The sequence below is a fragment of the Aeromonas sp. FDAARGOS 1404 genome, from assembly GCF_019047085.1.
GTDB classification, from domain to species: Bacteria; Pseudomonadota; Gammaproteobacteria; order Enterobacterales; family Aeromonadaceae; genus Aeromonas; species Aeromonas veronii.
This window is the reverse complement of the sequence record NZ_CP077237.1, coordinates 2,364,383-2,380,351: the sequence shown is the minus strand read 5'-3', so window position 1 is coordinate 2,380,351 and position 15,969 is coordinate 2,364,383. Positions and strand designations below refer to the sequence as shown.

General features: G+C 59.8%; 14 protein-coding genes. 4 read left to right on the top strand and 10 right to left on the bottom strand.

Annotation, left to right across the window (positions count from 1 at the left end; all coding sequences use genetic code 11):
* Positions 1-239: 239 nt before the first annotated feature.
* Positions 240-497 carry an accessory factor UbiK family protein gene (locus I6L34_RS11055; RefSeq protein WP_005339429.1) on the top strand — a complete coding sequence of 86 codons (258 nt, stop codon included), beginning with the start codon at positions 240-242 and terminating at the stop codon, positions 495-497.
* Between the two features lie 54 nt (positions 498-551).
* On the opposite strand, the gene I6L34_RS11050 is transcribed toward I6L34_RS11055, so the two are convergent.
* From I6L34_RS11050 to trxA, 7 genes are all read right to left on the bottom strand, one after another.
* Positions 552-1,565, bottom strand: a complete 1,014-nt coding sequence (locus tag I6L34_RS11050) for a sensor domain-containing diguanylate cyclase (protein WP_216954706.1) — start codon at positions 1,563-1,565, stop codon at positions 552-554.
* A gap of 71 nt (positions 1,566-1,636) precedes the next feature.
* The gene (locus I6L34_RS21950; RefSeq protein WP_272955695.1) at positions 1,637-1,768 is read right to left on the bottom strand and encodes a hypothetical protein; all 132 of its coding nucleotides are present in this window, start codon (positions 1,766-1,768) and stop codon (positions 1,637-1,639) included.
* A gap of 16 nt (positions 1,769-1,784) precedes the next feature.
* Positions 1,785-2,483, bottom strand: coding sequence for an NAD(P)H-flavin reductase (gene fre / locus I6L34_RS11045; protein WP_040069858.1), 699 nt, complete (start codon positions 2,481-2,483; stop codon positions 1,785-1,787).
* Between the two features lie 146 nt (positions 2,484-2,629).
* A complete protein-coding gene (ubiD, locus tag I6L34_RS11040) occupies positions 2,630-4,099 on the bottom strand; it encodes a 4-hydroxy-3-polyprenylbenzoate decarboxylase (protein WP_005339421.1) in 1,470 nt (489 codons plus the stop codon).
* 33 nt (positions 4,100-4,132) lie between these two features.
* Positions 4,133-5,125 (bottom strand): hypothetical protein, encoded by a 993-nt coding sequence (locus I6L34_RS11035; RefSeq protein WP_216954705.1) that lies wholly within the window; start codon positions 5,123-5,125, stop codon positions 4,133-4,135.
* A gap of 108 nt (positions 5,126-5,233) precedes the next feature.
* On the bottom strand, positions 5,234-6,499 hold the full coding sequence (rho, locus tag I6L34_RS11030) for a transcription termination factor Rho (RefSeq protein ID WP_005339417.1): 1,266 nt from the start codon (positions 6,497-6,499) through the stop codon (positions 5,234-5,236).
* A gap of 204 nt (positions 6,500-6,703) precedes the next feature.
* Positions 6,704-7,030 carry a thioredoxin TrxA gene (gene trxA / locus I6L34_RS11025; protein ID WP_005339416.1) on the bottom strand — a complete coding sequence of 109 codons (327 nt, stop codon included), beginning with the start codon at positions 7,028-7,030 and terminating at the stop codon, positions 6,704-6,706.
* Between the two features lie 113 nt (positions 7,031-7,143).
* Here trxA and rhlB point away from each other — a divergent pair, with 113 nt between their 5' ends.
* Genes rhlB through I6L34_RS11010 form a run of 3 tightly spaced genes read left to right on the top strand, consistent with a single transcriptional unit; the run spans position 7,144 to position 10,220 of the window.
* Positions 7,144-8,433 (top strand): ATP-dependent RNA helicase RhlB, encoded by a 1,290-nt coding sequence (rhlB, locus tag I6L34_RS11020; RefSeq protein ID WP_005339414.1) that lies wholly within the window; start codon positions 7,144-7,146, stop codon positions 8,431-8,433.
* 11 nt (positions 8,434-8,444) lie between these two features.
* Complete coding sequence (gene gppA, locus I6L34_RS11015; protein ID WP_005355894.1) at positions 8,445-9,935, top strand: guanosine-5'-triphosphate,3'-diphosphate diphosphatase; 1,491 nt, start codon at positions 8,445-8,447, stop codon at positions 9,933-9,935.
* Positions 9,936-9,965: 30 nt separating this feature from the next.
* Positions 9,966-10,220, top strand: a complete 255-nt coding sequence (locus I6L34_RS11010) for a Rho-binding antiterminator (protein ID WP_042054704.1) — start codon at positions 9,966-9,968, stop codon at positions 10,218-10,220.
* Positions 10,221-10,291: 71 nt separating this feature from the next.
* Here I6L34_RS11010 and I6L34_RS11005 read toward each other — a convergent pair whose 3' ends face one another.
* The 3 genes from I6L34_RS11005 to prlC form a co-directional block, all read right to left on the bottom strand.
* On the bottom strand, positions 10,292-11,044 hold the full coding sequence (locus tag I6L34_RS11005; protein ID WP_058058803.1) for a class I SAM-dependent methyltransferase: 753 nt from the start codon (positions 11,042-11,044) through the stop codon (positions 10,292-10,294).
* Positions 11,045-11,107: 63 nt separating this feature from the next.
* Positions 11,108-13,657, bottom strand: coding sequence for a bifunctional diguanylate cyclase/phosphodiesterase (locus tag I6L34_RS11000; RefSeq protein WP_058058798.1), 2,550 nt, complete (start codon positions 13,655-13,657; stop codon positions 11,108-11,110).
* A 207-nt stretch (positions 13,658-13,864) separates the two neighbouring features.
* Complete coding sequence (gene prlC / locus I6L34_RS10995; protein WP_075116387.1) at positions 13,865-15,907, bottom strand: oligopeptidase A; 2,043 nt, start codon at positions 15,905-15,907, stop codon at positions 13,865-13,867.
* Between the last annotated feature and the right edge of the window lie 62 nt (positions 15,908-15,969).

Genomic DNA, 15,969 nt, shown 5'->3' with positions numbered 1-15,969 from the left:
GACTGCAAAACGTTAACATAAAACCAACACCAAATAAGACTCATGCCGGACAGTTCTGGCTCAGCTTTGTGGTGCATGTCATGGTTTCAGGTTAACAAAGGGGCGCAAGGGTAGCAGTTGTGGCCCCATCACCAGACCCGACCAGCCAGCGGGCACCATCACGACTAAAAAGCCGCCGCGATCTCGGCAAAGTGAGGGAATTGTCGGTAGAATGTCCGCCAACGCTTAAGGAGGACATCATGATCGACCCGAAGAAACTGGAAGAGATCGCCAAGCAGGTGCACAACTCCCTGCCGCCCGGCATTCGCAGCATGGGTGAAGAGGCCGAGAAGAAGATGCGTCAGGTACTGCAAGCCCAACTGGGCAAGCTGGATCTGGTCAGCCGCGAAGAGTTCGACGTGCAGACCAAGGTGCTGCTGCGTACCCGTGAAAAACTGGCCGCCCTCGAAAGCAAGCTGGCTCAGCTCGAGCAGCAGCTCGGCGCCAAAGGCGAATAACGAAAACCCCAGCTCGGCTGGGGTTTTTGCTTTGTATTGAACCTGTAAAAACCATCACACCTGAAGCAGATACCAGGCTCGCTTGCCGCGTGCCTTGGCCTCATACATGGCCCTGTCGGCCACCTCCAGCGCCTGCCGGAAGCTCAATGGCTCCTCCTCCCACAGGGCGATGCCGATACTCAGCCCCACCCGTTGCGGGCAACCGGGTTTGGGCACATAGCCGTGCATCCGGCTGATCAGGGCGTCAGCCAGTTGCGCCAGGCCATGGCTCGACACATCCCGGTGCAGATGCACCACAAACTCGTCGCCGCCGTAACGGCCACATAGCGCCGAGCCAGGCATAATAAGGCGCAGCCAGTCCGCCATCTGCTGCAACACCAGATCGCCGCAGGCGTGGCCCAGCTGGTCATTGATCCCCTTAAAATCATCCAGATCGATAAAGAGCAGCGCACCCGCCCCTTGCGGCTGCAGCTGGGCAAACGCCTTGCCAAACCCCTGCCGGTTGAGCAAGCCGGTCAGCGCGTCGCTGTTGGCACGCTCCGCCAGTCGCTGCTCATAAGCCTTGCGCTGGGTGATATCGATATGGGAGCCCATGATCCGCAGCGGCTTGCCATCGCCATCCCGATCGACGACCCGTCCCCGATCCCACAGCCAGGTGACCTCGCCTTGCGGATTGATGGTGCGGTATTCGGCTTCGTAGAAGGGAGTTTTCCCCTCAAGGTGGGCAAAGTAGCTGCCCATGGCATGGGCGCGATCGTCGGGATGGAGCTTGGCGCTCCACTGATCGAAATGAGGGGCCATGTCACCGGCCTGAAAGTTCTGCAGATTGAAGACGCGCAGCTCGCCGGTGGGAATGGTGCCCTGCCAGAGACAGATGCCGGTGCCATCGAGGGCGGCATTGAGCTTCTCCTGCAGCAGGCCATTTTCATGCTTCAAAGCGGCGATTTCTGCCTGCAAACGGGCTATTTCACCGCCATGAGGGGACGGGATCAGCGTTGCGACCCGCTCGACAGAGCCGGTCTCGCCCCTGTCATCCTCCGCAGATGCCCTGCCCTCTTCACTCAACACTGCGCCTCCTTGTGCTTGCTCTATGGATGCTCTTGTCAATCCCCCACAAAGATGCCATCAGCTACGTTCAATTAGTAGCCACTCATAGCCAAAATATTGAAAAATAATGGGATAACGCCGCGATAATCCAGCCATTCGGTACGATCAGGTACTGCGGCGGCCACAAAAACAAAAGCCCCCGGCAAAACCGGGGGCTGCGTCATCCAGACGGGGATCCCGTCAGATAAATTCGTAGGCGTCACCAAAGATGCGCTCCGGCTCGGCGCCGAGGATCTTGAACTCCTCACGCGCGGCACCCGCCATCTCGAAACGGCCGGCTACATAGATGTCGTAGTCGTGGAGACTGACGAAATCATCCATGATCGCCTTGTGTACCAGCCCGCTCTTGCCGGTCCAGTCAGCCTCCGGCTCCTGCACCACCGGGATAAAGGTGAGCGGTGCATAGTCACGCTCCCACTGCTGCATCTGCTCCAGCTCATAGAGCCAGTGAGCCTGACGCACACCCCAGTAGAAGAACACCGGACGCTTGCAGCCCGTGTCGATCAGGTACTCCAGAATGGAGCGGGCGTAAGAGAAACCGGTGCCGCCCGCCATCAGGATCAGTGGACGGGGGGATTCATCGCGCAGGAACGCCTTGCCAGCCGGCAATTCAACCTCGATCTCCCCCTGCTCGCGCATGCGGGCCAGCACCTGACCGGCATAGGCGTTCTCGGGAGTGGCACCGATTTGCAGCTCCAGCACGCCCGGGCGGGTCGGCGAGTTGGCGATGGAGAAGGGGCGCTTGTCCGAATCGCTCATCACCACCAGCAGATACTGGCCCGGCTTGAAGCTGATCGCTTGCTGCGGCGTCAGGGCCACATGCCAGATGGTGTCGACATATTCGCGCAGTTCCTCTACGCGGCATTTGATACGTTGCATTCTTGTCCTTGTGGCGGGCTCGCTCGGCCCGCTTCGCTCATTGTTTCACTATGGAGTGACGACCAGCAGCCCTGGCCCCGTCAGTCGAGAATACTCAAATCAGTGCGGATCGCATCACTTTTTGCAGCAAAGCTGTCATGTTTGCCTCATCCGAGGATATTGAGCTCATCCCAGATGGCATCGACCTTCTGCTTCACCGCCTCATCCTGCACTATGGGCTGACCCCACTCCCGATTGGTCTCGCCCGGCCACTTGTTGGTGGCATCCAGCCCCATCTTGGAGCCGAGGCCGGAGACCGGCGAGGCGAAGTCCAGATAGTCGATCGGGGTGTGCTCGATCAAGGTGGTGTCCCGTGCCGGATCCATCCGGGTAGTGATGGCCCAGATCACATCCTTCCAGTCGCGGGCGTTGACGTCGTCGTCACACACCACCACGAACTTGGTGTACATGAACTGGCGCAGGAAGGACCAGACCCCCAGCATCACCCGCTTGGCGTGGCCCGGGTAACGCTTCTTGATGGTCACCACCGCCATCCGGTAGGAGCACCCCTCCGGCGGCAGATAGAAGTCCACAATCTCGGGGAACTGCTTCTGCAGCAGTGGCACGAACACCTCGTTCAGCGCCAGACCCAGCACCGCCGGTTCATCGGGCGGACGGCCGGTGTAGGTGCTGTGATAGATGGCATCGCGCCGCTTGGTGATGTGGGTGATGGTAAAGACCGGGAACTCGTCCACCTCGTTGTAGTAGCCGGTGTGGTCGCCATAAGGGCCTTCCGGCGCCATTTCGCCCGGTTCCAGATAGCCTTCCAGCACGATTTCTGCGCTGGCGGGCACCTCCAGATCGCAGCTGATGGCCTTGATCACCTCGGTACGACTGCCACGTAGCAGACCGGCAAAGGCATATTCGGAGAGGGTATCCGGCACCGGCGTCACCGCGCCGAGAATGGTCGCCGGATCAGCGCCGAGTGCCACCACCACCGGGAATCGCTCACCGGGGTGGGCCTCCTGCCACTCGCGAAAATCGATGGCACCGCCACGATGATCCAGCCAGCGCATGATCAGCTTGTTTTTGGCGATCTTCTGCTGGCGATAGATGCCGAGGTTCTGGCGCTTCTTGTAGGGGCCACGGGTGATGGTGAGGCCCCAGGTGACCAGCGGTGCCACATCGCCGGGCCAGCAGTGCTGGATCGGGATCTGGTCGAGATCGACCGCATCTCCCTCCTGCACCACCTGCTGGCAGGGGGCGGAAGAGAGCCGCTTGGTCGGCATGTTGAGCACCTGCTTGAAGATCGGCAGCTTCTCCATCAGCTCCTTGAATCCCTTGGGCGGCTCGGGCTCCTTGAGATAGGAGAGCCAGACCCCGACCTGACGCAGGGCGCCCACATCGGGCTGGCCCATGCCCATGGCAACCCGATCCGGGGTACCGAACAGGTTGGTCAGCACCGGCATGGTGTAGCCTTTGGGATTTTCGAACAGCAGAGCCGGGCCACCCGCACGCAGGGTGCGATCGCTGATCTCGGTCATCTCCAGATAGGGATCTATCTCGCGGGTAATGCGCTTGAGTTGTCCGTTTTGTTCCAGCTGCGCGATGAAATCACGCAAATCCTTGTATTTCATGCAAGTTCCCAACCGGGTTCAGGAGGTCACGCATTATAACCCTGGCTGCCCATCGGGTGTACCCGAATCGGGCAGCAGACTCGGTGCAATGGGTGGCATGTCACGCTGGCCGAGGCGTCTGGCTAGCGCAGAGAGCAGCTGGGGCTCGTCCACCTCCATTAACAGACCGGCTACCAGCGCCCCGTATTGACGGTTGGAGAGTTCCGCCAACAGGTATTTCTGGGCCTGCGGCGGCAAGGGCGAGAGCGCGCTCAGCTGGCGCAGGGCGGCCCCCTTCAACCCCTCGTTGCCACTGGCGGCAATCAGCAGATCGCTGGCAGCACTGCCGTGATGGAAGCGGTTGATGGTAGAGAGTGCACGCAGCGCATCCTGATCTGCCGGCCGCCGCCACAGCATGCCATAGAGCGCCGGTTCCCCGGTGCGCTGCAACAGATGAAACAAAAGATGATTGTCGGGCAGATAGATATTCTGGCTGGCCAGCGCTTGCGCCTCCCGCATCCAGATCGGTTGCGGCAAGGTGTCGAGGGCCAGCAACAGGGCTTGCTGCTGCGTGGCTAGATCTGGGTTACTGCTGTAGTAGATGGACTTTAGCTGGAAGCTGCCCTGGGCAAGCTGCTGCCGATAGCGCTGCATCAGTGATTGCAGCTGCCACTCCCCCAGCAGCTGACGGGCCTGCGCGGCAAAATCATAGACAGGTTGCTGCACCAGAAAACCGTCGACCTGCTGCTCCATGAGCCACTCGGGTGCCTTGTCGGCCTGAGCCTCGACCCACTGTTGCAACGCAGGGGATGCAGGGGGGGTCGCGGGAATATCCCGCAGCAGTTGCAACAACAGGAACTCCCGCCGCTCGCGACTCAGGGTCGCCAGCAGAGAGTCGATGGCTGCAAATTGCCCCTCCTGCAGACGGTCCGCCAGATAGCGCTGGTGCGTTTGCAACGTCTCGGCTGTCACCGCGATCGGTGCACTCTGCACATCGGCTGGCATTGCACTCAGCAACCCCAGCAATAACCAGAAAACAGGCTTCATGACGTCTCCATCCATGTGACATCGGGATCTCATACTACTAGGGCGACCGGAAAACAGATAAACAAAAACCGCGACCAAGGCCGCGGTTTCGTCATTTTCTGACCGGACTTACTTCTGCTGGCGCCGCATGGCGTCGAAGAACTCGTCGTTGGTCTTGGTCATCGCCAGCTTGTCGATGAGGAACTCGATACCGTCGATCTCGCCCATCGGGTGGACAATCTTGCGCAGGATCCACATCTTCTGCAGCTCGTCACCTGAGGTGAGCAGCTCTTCTTTACGGGTGCCTGAGCGGGTGATGTCGATAGCCGGGTAGACGCGCTTCTCGGCAATCTTGCGCGAGAGGTGCAGTTCCATATTGCCGGTACCCTTGAACTCTTCGTAAATAACCTCGTCCATTTTGGAACCGGTATCGATCAGCGCGGTGGCGATGATGGTCAGGCTGCCGCCCTCCTCAACATTACGCGCGGCGCCGAAGAAGCGCTTCGGACGGTGCAGGGCGTTGGCATCCACACCACCGGTCAGTACCTTGCCGGATGACGGGATAACGGTGTTGTAGGCACGGGCCAGACGGGTGATGGAGTCCAGCAGGATCACCACGTCTTTCTTGTGCTCGACCAGACGCTTGGCCTTCTCGATCACCATTTCGGCAACCTGAACGTGACGGGAAGCAGGCTCGTCAAAGGTGGAAGCGATCACTTCACCTTTTACCATGCGCTGCATCTCGGTCACTTCTTCCGGACGCTCGTCGATCAGCAGAACGATCAGTTCACAGTCCGGGTGGTTGTAGGCGATGCTCTGGGCGATGTTCTGCAGCAGCATGGTCTTACCGGCCTTGGGCGGCGCCACGATCAGGCCACGCTGGCCCTTACCGATGGGGGAAGCCAGGTCCAGTACACGGGCGGTGATATCTTCAGTAGAGCCGTTACCCCGTTCCATACGCAGACGTTCGTTGGCATGCAGGGGAGTAAGGTTTTCAAACAGGATCTTGTTGCGGGAGTTTTCCGGACGGTCGTAGTTGACCTCATTGACCTTGAGCAGTGCGAAGTAGCGTTCGCCCTCTTTCGGTGGCCGGATCTTGCCGGAGATGGTATCGCCGGTACGCAGGTTAAAGCGGCGGATCTGGCTCGGGGAGACGTAGATATCGTCAGGGCCTGCCAGATAGGAGCCGTCTGCACTGCGCAGGAAGCCGAAACCATCGGTCAGGATTTCCAGCACACCGTCGCCAAAGATATCTTCACCACCCTTGGCGTGCGCCTTGAGGATTGCAAAAATAATATCTTTCTTGTGCGCCCGAGCCAGATTTTCCAACCCCATGGATTCGCCAAGCTTGACCAGCTCGGACACAGGAGTGTTCTTTAATTCAGTCAGATTCATAGTGGTGAAAGTCTGTAAGCAAGGATTGAAATGAGGAGACAGTCTGCTGGATTGATGCTGATCGGATTTGATTGCCAGGCTGTGGTTAGCAAAGAGTCAGGCAAAAAGGTTAGCAAACGAGCGATAAACTAGCACCAATCGGGATGAGCGTCTAGGTGATAAAACACAAGGAGCGCATTATTGCAATGCGCTCCTCTTTAATTATTACAGGTTGCCGTCCAGGAACTCTTTCAGCTGAGTCTTGGACAGTGCACCGACCTTGGTCGCTGCCACTTCGCCATTCTTGAACAGCAAGAGGGTCGGGATACCACGAATGCCGTACTTGGGCGGAGTATCAGAGTTATGGTCGATGTTCAGTTTGGCTACGGTCACGCGACCTTCGTACTCTTGGGCAACTTCTTCCAGGATCGGGGCAATCATCTTGCACGGACCACACCACTCGGCCCAGAAGTCGACCAGAACGGCGCCATCGGCTTTGATTACATCTGCCTCGAAGCTGGCATCGCTCAGCTGAACAATCTTGTCACTCATCTCCAACTCCAGTCAGTAATTAAGGCTTTATTGACATATCAACAAAGGCAATAGTTGCCCTATTTGAAATGATCCTGTTTATTATTGCAAGCCTAACCTGATAACCTACCGCCATGAGCAAAACACACTTAACGACCGACAAATTCGCCCAAATGGGCCTCGAACCCGAAGTTCTGGCTGGTCTGGAATCAAAGGGATTTCACTATTGCACGCCCATCCAGGCACTGTCTCTGCCACTGCTGGTAGAAGGTCACGACCTCGCCGGTCAGGCCCAGACAGGAACCGGCAAGACCATTGCCTTCCTGGCCGCGACATTCAACTATTTGCTGACTCACCCGCTGACCAAGCCCCGTCTGGTTAACCAACCCAGAGCCATCATCATGGCACCCACCCGGGAACTGGCAGTACAGATCTATAACGATGCCGACAGCATCGCCGCTTCTACCGGCCTGAAACTCGGCCTCGCCTACGGTGGCGAAGGTTACGACAAGCAGCTGGCCGTGCTGGAGCAGGGCGTCGACATCCTGATCGGCACCACCGGCCGCATCATCGACTACTTCAAGTCCAAGGTGATCGATCTGAGCAACATTCAGGTCGTGGTACTGGACGAAGCGGATCGCATGTTCGATCTGGGCTTCATCAAGGACATCCGCTTCCTGTTCCGCCGCATGCCGCCCGCGACCGAGCGTCTGAGCATGCTGTTTTCCGCAACCCTCTCCCTGCGCGTGCAGGAGCTTGCCTACGAACACATGAACCATCCGGAACATGTGCAGGTAGAGCCTGAGCAGATGACCGGCGTGCGGATCAAGGAGGAGCTGTTCTACCCCTCCAATGAAGACAAGATGTTGCTGCTGCTCTCCCTGATGGAAGAGGAGTGGCCGGAAAAAGCGATCGTTTTCGCCAACACCAAGCATGTCTGTGAAGACGTTCACGCCTGGCTGGAAAACGACGGCCACCGCGTCGGTCTGCTGACCGGTGACGTGCCGCAGAAGAAGCGGATGAAGATCCTCGAGGATTTCACCAAGGGTGCGCTCGATATTCTGGTCGCCACCGACGTGGCCGCCCGTGGTCTGCACATCCCTGACGTGACCCACGTCTTCAACTATGACCTGCCCGACGACGCCGAAGACTATGTACACCGTATCGGTCGTACCGGTCGTGCCGGCAAGAGCGGTCACTCCATCAGCCTGGCCTGTGAAGACTATGCCTTCAACCTGCCGGCCATCGAGGAGTACATCCACCATGCCATTCCGGTCAGCAAATATGATCGCGAAGCGCTGCTGGATGACGTGACCCCGCCGAAACGGGTATTCCGCAACCGTCAGCCGGTGAACCGCAACATGCGGGATCGTCAGGGCGGTGGCAACAGCAACAACCGTCGTCGTCCGCCGCGCAAGAGCTAAGGACAGGCCCGTTGCACAACTCGCCTCTCTATGCCGCCATCGACCTCGGCTCCAACAGCTTTCATATGCTGGTGGTGCGCGAGGTCGCCGGTGCCCTGCGCACCGTCGCCAAGGTCAAGCGCAAGGTTCGCCTCGCAGCCGGGCTCGATCCGGAATTTCGTCTCAGCCGTGCCGCCATGGAGCGGGGCTGGGACTGTTTGCGTCTCTTCTCCGAACAGTTGCAGGACATTCCGGCCGACAACATCCGGGTGGTGGGCACCGCAACCTTGCGGCTTGCTACCAACGTCGACGAGTTCCTCAGCGAAGCGGAACGGGTACTCAACCACAGCATCGAGATCATCTCGGGCGAGGAAGAGGCCAAGACCATCTATGAAGGGGTCTCCTGGACCTCTGCCGGGGAAGGCAACCGGCTGGTGATCGACATCGGCGGTGCCAGTACCGAACTGGTGATCGGCGAACATAGCGAAGCAAAACTGCTCAACAGCCTGCACATGGGCTGCGTCACCTGGCTCAACAATCACTTCGGTGATGGCGAGCTCTCCGAAGCCCGTTTCGAGCAGGCGATTGCTGCCGCCAAGGCGGTGCTGGAGAAGGTGGCGGAAGATTACCGCGCCCTCGGCTGGCGTACCTGCGTTGGCGCCTCCGGCACGGTGCAGGCGCTGCAAGAGATCATGCTGGCGCAAGGGAAGAGCGAACGGGTCACCCTGCCGAAACTGCAGGAGCTGATGGGTCAGGCCATCGCCTGCGGCAAGCTCGACCGGCTGCAACTGGAAGGGCTGGCGGCCGAGCGGCTGACCGTGTTCCCCTCCGGCCTCGCCATCCTGATCGCCATCTTCGAAACCCTCGATATCGAGAGCATGACCCTCGCGGGTGGCGCCCTGCGTGAAGGACTGATCTACGGTCTGCTGGGCAACAATCACGACTGTGATGCCCGGGATCGTACCGCCGACAGCCTGATCAGCCGCTATCAACTGGATAAAGAGCACGCCGAACGGGTGCGCGATACCGCTGTCGAGGCGTTCAACCAGCTGCAACCGGCCTGGCGACTCTCCAAACGCTACGGTCGCCCGATCTTGCGTTATGCAGCCCTGCTGCACGAGATCGGCCTCTGTATCGAATACAAGAAGGCGCCGCAACACGCCGCCTACATCATCGACAACATCGACATGCCGGGCTTTACCCCTGCGCAAAAGAAGCTGTTGTCGGCCCTGCTGTTCAACCAGCGGGACGAATTCAAGCTAGAACCACTGGAGAAACAGGGTGCCGTCACCGGTCGTCAGGCGATCCGGCTGGCCCGTATCCTGCGCATCGCGCTGATCCTCTGCATGCGCCGTACCCAGGGCACAGTGCCCAGCTTCACCCTGCAGGCAGAAGAGGAGTCACTGACCCTGACCCTGCCCAAGGGCTGGATGGATGAACACTACCTGCGCGCCAGCGAGCTGCGCTTTGAAGTGGAACGCCAGCAGAAGATGGGCTGGCCGACCCGCGTACAGGAAGCCTGACTGAGCAACCCGCCTGTTTTGGAGCCGATCATGCCGGATTATCAACCCATCAGCTGCGATCTCTACGACTGGCTCGAAATTGCTGCCAGCTGGCAACTGCCGGTGACCCTCACCAGCCGCGATGATCGCCAATGGGATGACAAGATCCGCACCATCGAAGCCAGCGAAGGGGTCGAGTATCTGCTGCTGCACAGTGGCGAGCGGCTCAGTCTGGCAGAACTGGCGACCCTGCGCCTGAACTGGCAAGGGGAAGAGAAGCTGATCCGCTTCGCGCCAACCAACTGAATCCAATACGAAAAAGGAGGGCCAACATGACGTTGGCCCTCCTTTTTTGCATCCGTAACTCGCACCGACCGTTAACTCGCCGCCAGCGCCGCCATCACATAGACATCGAAGCGGTTGCTCTTGGTCTCGATGGCCATGCTGGGCTTCTGTTCATTGAGCCAGCCGGCGTAGTCGGGGCGTTTCACCACCACCCGCTTCTCAGCCATCTTGAGCGCGGCAGGCAACAAGGCATCCGCATCGAGATCCGGACCTACCAGCGACTGGAACACCCGCATCTCCTTTTTCACCAGCGCCGACTTCTGCTTGTGAGGGAACATGGGGTCGAGGTAGATCACCTCGGGCCGCTCCGGCAGCGCCAGCAAGTTGTCCACCGCCGGGCCTTGCAGCAGGTGCATCCGCTCGCTGACCCAGGGGCCAATCTCGGGATCCTGTGCCGCCCGCGCCAACCCGTCCTGCAACAGAGCAGCCACCACAGGGCTGCGTTCGATCAGGGTCACCTTGCAACCGAGGGAAGCGAGCACGAAGGCATCGCGCCCCAGACCGGCAGTGGCATCCACCACAGTCGGTGTGGCACCGGCCTTGAGCCCCACCGCCTTGGCGATGGACTGGCCCCGACCGCCGCCAAACTTGCGGCGATGCGCCACCGTCCCTTCCACGAAGTCCACATAGACGGCACCCAGCTTGGGCTCGTCCAGCTTGCGCAGCTCCAGTCTCTCTTCAGTCAGTACCAGCGCAAACGGAGCCGGAAACCCCACGTCGGCAAGGCGTAAACGCAGGGCGTCGAGCTCGCCATCACGGGCGGGGACTTCACTGAAAACCTGAATATGGGGCATAGGAGACAGACTCATGGCACGTACAGAAGCGGCCATGATAACAGAAGCGGTGGATCAGCTCACGACTGTGAGGTTCATCCCCTGACGGTTGAGAGCGAGGTAATCAATGAGATCGTCATAGGCCAGCGGGCGGCTGAGCAGATAACCCTGGGTGAAGGCACACCCCTTCTGGCAGAGGAAGTTGAGCTGCTCGCGGGTCTCTACCCCCTCGATCACCACCTGCATGCCCAAGTTGTGCACTATGTTGATGATGCCGTCGAGCAACATCCTATCCTGCTCGTTGAAGGGGATATGGCGCACGAAGGAGCGGTCGATCTTGACCAGATCGACCGGGAAAGTACGCAGATAGTTGAGGGCCGAGTAGCCGGTACCGAAATCGTCGATGGCCAGCTTGCAGCCCGCCTCGCGCAGGGCATCGATCCGCACCCTGTGCTGATCGCTGCTCTCCATCAGCAGAGATTCGGTGATTTCGATGACGATGTCGGCAGGATCGAGCCCGAAGTGCTGGATCACCTTGAGCCACTCGCTCGCCTCGGGGTCGATGGTCTGGAACTCCATGGTGGAACGGTTGATCGACATCTGCAGATCAGGGAAGCCGGATTGCTGCAACCGCGCCAGATCCCGGCACGATTGCCACAATACCAGCGCACCCAGCCCCTGAATCAATCCCGCCTCTTCCGCCAGCGGAATAAACTCGGCAGGGGATACCTGTCCCCATTGGGGGTGATACCAGCGCACCAGCGCCTCCAGCTTGGCGACCCGTCCGCTGCGATTGTCCCAGATCGGCTGGTAGGCCATGGTCAGCTGCTCCAGCTTGATCGCTTCGGCCAAATCCTGCTGCATCTGGTGGCGCTGGCGCACCTCTTCCCGCATGGATGAGCAGTAGGCTCCGAGCAACCGTCCCTGCCGCTTGGCCGCAAACAGCGCCTGTTCGGCATTGCGCAGCAGCTCGTCGCTCTCGCTGCCATCGACCGGACAGAGAGTCATGCCGATGGTCGCGGTCACATAGAGATGCTGGTTGGCCAGCATAAAGGGGCGGGCGAAACTGCCGATCACCTGCTTGGCAAACACCTCGGCCTGACGGCGGGTGACGATGCCGGGCACCAGGAACGCGAACTCGTCGCCACCGATGCGGGCCACCAGATCTTCGGTGCGCACCCGGCTAACCAGTCGATCCGAGACCTCCCGCAGCAGGGCATCGCCAGCATGGTGATCCATGCTGTTGTTGACCGCCTTGAAGTTGTTGAGGTCGAGCACCATGAGCGCGAAGCGCTCGCCCCGCTCGCAGAAGCGGGTGAGGCAGCGGCCAAACAGCCAGCGGTTGGGCAGGCTGGTAAGGTTGTCGTAGTTGGCCTGGGTCGCGATCTTCTGCTCGGCCACCTTGGTCTGGGAAAGATCGCTGAAAATGGCGATATATTGCTGGATTTTGCCGGCTTCACGCAGGGTGCTGATCATCAGCTGCTGCGGATAGAGCTTGCCATTCTTGCGCTTGTTCCACACTTCGCCACGCCACACCCCCACCCGCTCCAGCGCGTGGTACATGTCGGCATAGAAGGTCTGATCGTGCAGCCCGGACTTGAGCATGCTGGGACGCTGGCCCCGCACCTCGTCGCTGCTGTAGCCGGTGATCTGCTCGAAGGCCGGGTTGACCGAGATGATGCGGCTGTCGGCATCGCACACCAGAATCGCTTCGGAGAGGTTGTCGTAGACCCGGTGGGAGAGTTTGAGCTGCTCCGCATGGCGCTTGAGGGGATCGATATTCTCCAGCAGCACCATCAGGTAGTCCGGCTGCTGCTGCTCGTCGCGGATCAGGGTGACCGTTACCCGCCCCCACAGGATCTCGCCCCCCTTGCAGAAGTAGCGCTTCTCCTGAGTGAAACTGCTGCGCTCGCCGCGCCGGATCTCTTCGTAGCACTCAAGGCTGCGCTGCCAATCCTCCGGGTGATTGATGTCGGAGATGGAGCGATGAAGCAGCTCGTCGAGGGGATAGCCCAACATCTTCTCGATAGCCGGATTGGCCCAGAGAATGCGGCCGGTGAGATCGAGCTTACCGATCCCCACCGGGGCCTGAAACAGCATGCTCTGCAGCACATGGGGGGTATCAGGCAAGAGTTGCGGCAGCTGGCGTTGCAGCATCAGCGCCAGTTCGCGACCGGCCAGCGGCCCCAGCAACCGGAGCAGCCCCATCACCTTGGTCATATTGGCCTGCGGCTGACGATAGAGCAGGCAGCAGATACCTATGGTCTCGCCATCCGCATCCTTGAGGGCGATCCCGGCGTAGGCCTGGGCTTGCCACGCATCGGCAAGCGGCATCGCGGGGAACAGCTGCAACAGACGATCGCTGAACCAGGCTTCCCCCTCCTGCCAGGTAATGGCATTAGGAGAGTCAGTCAGTGGCAGCGTCAGGGTATCGGGGTCAAGAGAGGAGGGATGGGCAGCCTGAACCGTCAGGTGGGTAGCATTTGATTCCCTGCTGGCGATCAGGACGACATCAGCCATCACAGCAGCGGCGATTTCACTCACAAAGGTATCGAAATATCCCTGGCCGCTCGAATGAGCCAGACTTGAGATGATTTGATAGACGGAATCGAGTGCTCGCCTCATGGCAAGTGGCTTTCTCTCCTTGAAGGTTAGAACACGACTCTACTGAAGAGCTGTGAGCAGTGCAAATATGCAATCAGCAAGATATTAAAAAGCCTTGAAAAAAGGGACCAAAAGGTCCCTTTTTGTCGCAGAAATCACGACTCGATCCCACTATGTCGCAAAACAGTGTACCTGCTTGAAGCTCACACAGGCTGCGGGTCAGGAATCTCAGGCGGCAATACCGCTGTGTCGCAACAGCGCATCCACCTTGGGCTCACGACCACGGAAGGCTCGGAATAGCTCCATCGGCTCCTTCGAGCCACCCTTCTCCAGAATATTCTTCAGGAAGGATTGGCCGGTCGCCGAGTTGAAGATCCCCTCCTCCTCGAAGCGGGAGAAGGCATCGGCAGAGAGCACCTCGGCCCACTTGTAGCTGTAGTAGCCCGCCGCATAGCCGCCCGCGAAGATGTGGGAGAAGCTGTGCTGGAAGCGGTTGAACGCTGGCGGCGTCATCACTGCTACCTGACTGCGTACCTCATCCAGCAGCGCCGGGAGCTGTGCCGGATTGGCCGGATCAAACTCCTGATGGAGACGGAAGTCGAACAGGGCGAACTCCAGCTGGCGCAGCATCTGCATCGCCGCCTGGAAGTTGCGGGCGGTCAGCATCTTCTCCAGCAGATCGGCAGGCAACGGCTCGCCGGTCTCGTAGTGGCCGGAGATAAAGGCCAGCGCCTCGGACTCCCAGCACCAGTTCTCGAGGAACTGGCTCGGCAGCTCTACCGCATCCCAGGCCACGCCGTTGATACCGGCGACACCGGCCACATCGATGCGGGTCAGCATGTGGTGGATGCCGTGGCCAAACTCGTGGAACAGGGTGACCACTTCGTTGTGGGTGAACAGCGCCGGTTTGCCATCCACCGGGCCGTTAAAGTTGCAGGTCAGGTAGGCCACCGGTTTTTGCAGCGAGCCATCCTGACGGTAGCGACGGCCCAGACAGACATCCATCCAGGCCCCGCCCTGCTTGTGCTCGCGGGCGTAGAGGTCGAGATAGAAGCTGCCGCGCAGCTCGTCGTCGGCATCGAAGATGTCGTAGAAGCGCACGTCCGGATGCCAGGTGTCGATGCCGAGGCGCTCGCGCACCTTCATGCCGAACACCCGCTTCACCACCTCGAACAGCCCCTTTACCACCTTGCTGGCGGGGAAGTAGGGGCGCAGCTGCTCATCGGAGATGGAGAACTTGTGCTGTTTGAGCTTCTCGGCGTAGTAGGCTAGATCCCAGGCTGCCAGCTCGGTCTGACCATGCTGTTCGGCGGCGAAGGCACGGATCTCCTCCAGCTCGGCCTTGCCTTGCGGCAGGGATTTGGCCGCCAGATCGGTGAGGAAGCTCACCACCTGTTCGGTCTTGTCCGCCATCTTGGTGGCCAGGGAGAGCTCGGCATAGTTGGCAAAGCCCAGCAGCTGGGCCAGTTCGCGGCGCAGGGTGAGCAGCTCGCTCATGATGGCGGAGTTGTCCCACTTGCCCGCATTGGGGCCCTGATCGGAGGCGCGAGTGGTGAAGGCTTCGTACATCTCGGCGCGCAGCTCGCGGTTGTCCGCGTACATCATCACCGGCAGGTAGGAAGGGATATCCAGCGTGAACAGCCACCCCTCTTTGCCTTTAAATTCAGCCATCTGACGGGCAGCGGCACGCACACTGTCGGGCAGACCGGCCAATTCGGCTTCATCGGCCACCAGCTTTTGCCAGCCCCGGGTCGCATCCAGCACGTTGTTGCTGAAACGGGATGCCAGCTCGGAGAGGCGGGCCTGAATTTCGCCGTAACGCTGCTGCGCCTCGGCAGGCAGACCGATGCCGGAGAGGCGGAAGTCACGCAGGGTATTCTGGATCTCCTTGCGCTGGGCGCCGCTGAGCAGCGGGAAATCATCGCTCTGGGAGAGGGCCAGATAGGCCTGATAGAGCCCTTCATGCTGACCGACATAGGTCTGGAATTCGGAGAGCAGCGGCAGGCAGGCGTCATGGGCCTCGCGCAGCGCTTCGCTGTTGAGTACGGAGTTGAGGTGGCTGACCGGTGACCAGATCCGTGACAGGCGGTCATTTACCTCTTCCAGCGGGGCAATCAGGCTATCCCAGGTATGGGGATCACGCTGGGCCAGCACATCGCTGATCTTCTGCTTGCAGTCAGCAATCGCCTGAATCACGGCAGGCTGAACCTGCTCCGGCTTGATCTGGCTGAAAGGGGGCAGTGAATCCATTGTCAGCAAAGGGTTATTCATCCCGGTTACCTCTTGTTTGGTCTTGAACAGACCGCTTTAGCAGCTCTGTATGGCTTTCTAAC

Coding starts and splice junctions, on each gene's coding strand:
- I6L34_RS11055 (WP_005339429.1), top strand. CDS start 240: ATGATCGACCCGAAGAAACTGGAAGAGATCGCCAAGCAGGTGCACAAC.
- I6L34_RS21950 (WP_272955695.1), bottom strand. CDS start 1,768: ATGACGCAGCCCCCGGTTTTGCCGGGGGCTTTTGTTTTTGTGGCCGCC.
- fre (WP_040069858.1), bottom strand. CDS start 2,483: ATGCAACGTATCAAATGCCGCGTAGAGGAACTGCGCGAATATGTCGAC.
- ubiD (WP_005339421.1), bottom strand. CDS start 4,099: ATGAAATACAAGGATTTGCGTGATTTCATCGCGCAGCTGGAACAAAAC.
- I6L34_RS11035 (WP_216954705.1), bottom strand. CDS start 5,125: ATGAAGCCTGTTTTCTGGTTATTGCTGGGGTTGCTGAGTGCAATGCCA.
- rho (WP_005339417.1), bottom strand. CDS start 6,499: ATGAATCTGACTGAATTAAAGAACACTCCTGTGTCCGAGCTGGTCAAG.
- trxA (WP_005339416.1), bottom strand. CDS start 7,030: ATGAGTGACAAGATTGTTCAGCTGAGCGATGCCAGCTTCGAGGCAGAT.
- rhlB (WP_005339414.1), top strand. CDS start 7,144: ATGAGCAAAACACACTTAACGACCGACAAATTCGCCCAAATGGGCCTC.
- I6L34_RS11010 (WP_042054704.1), top strand. CDS start 9,966: ATGCCGGATTATCAACCCATCAGCTGCGATCTCTACGACTGGCTCGAA.
- I6L34_RS11000 (WP_058058798.1), bottom strand. CDS start 13,657: ATGAGGCGAGCACTCGATTCCGTCTATCAAATCATCTCAAGTCTGGCT.
- prlC (WP_075116387.1), bottom strand. CDS start 15,907: ATGAATAACCCTTTGCTGACAATGGATTCACTGCCCCCTTTCAGCCAG.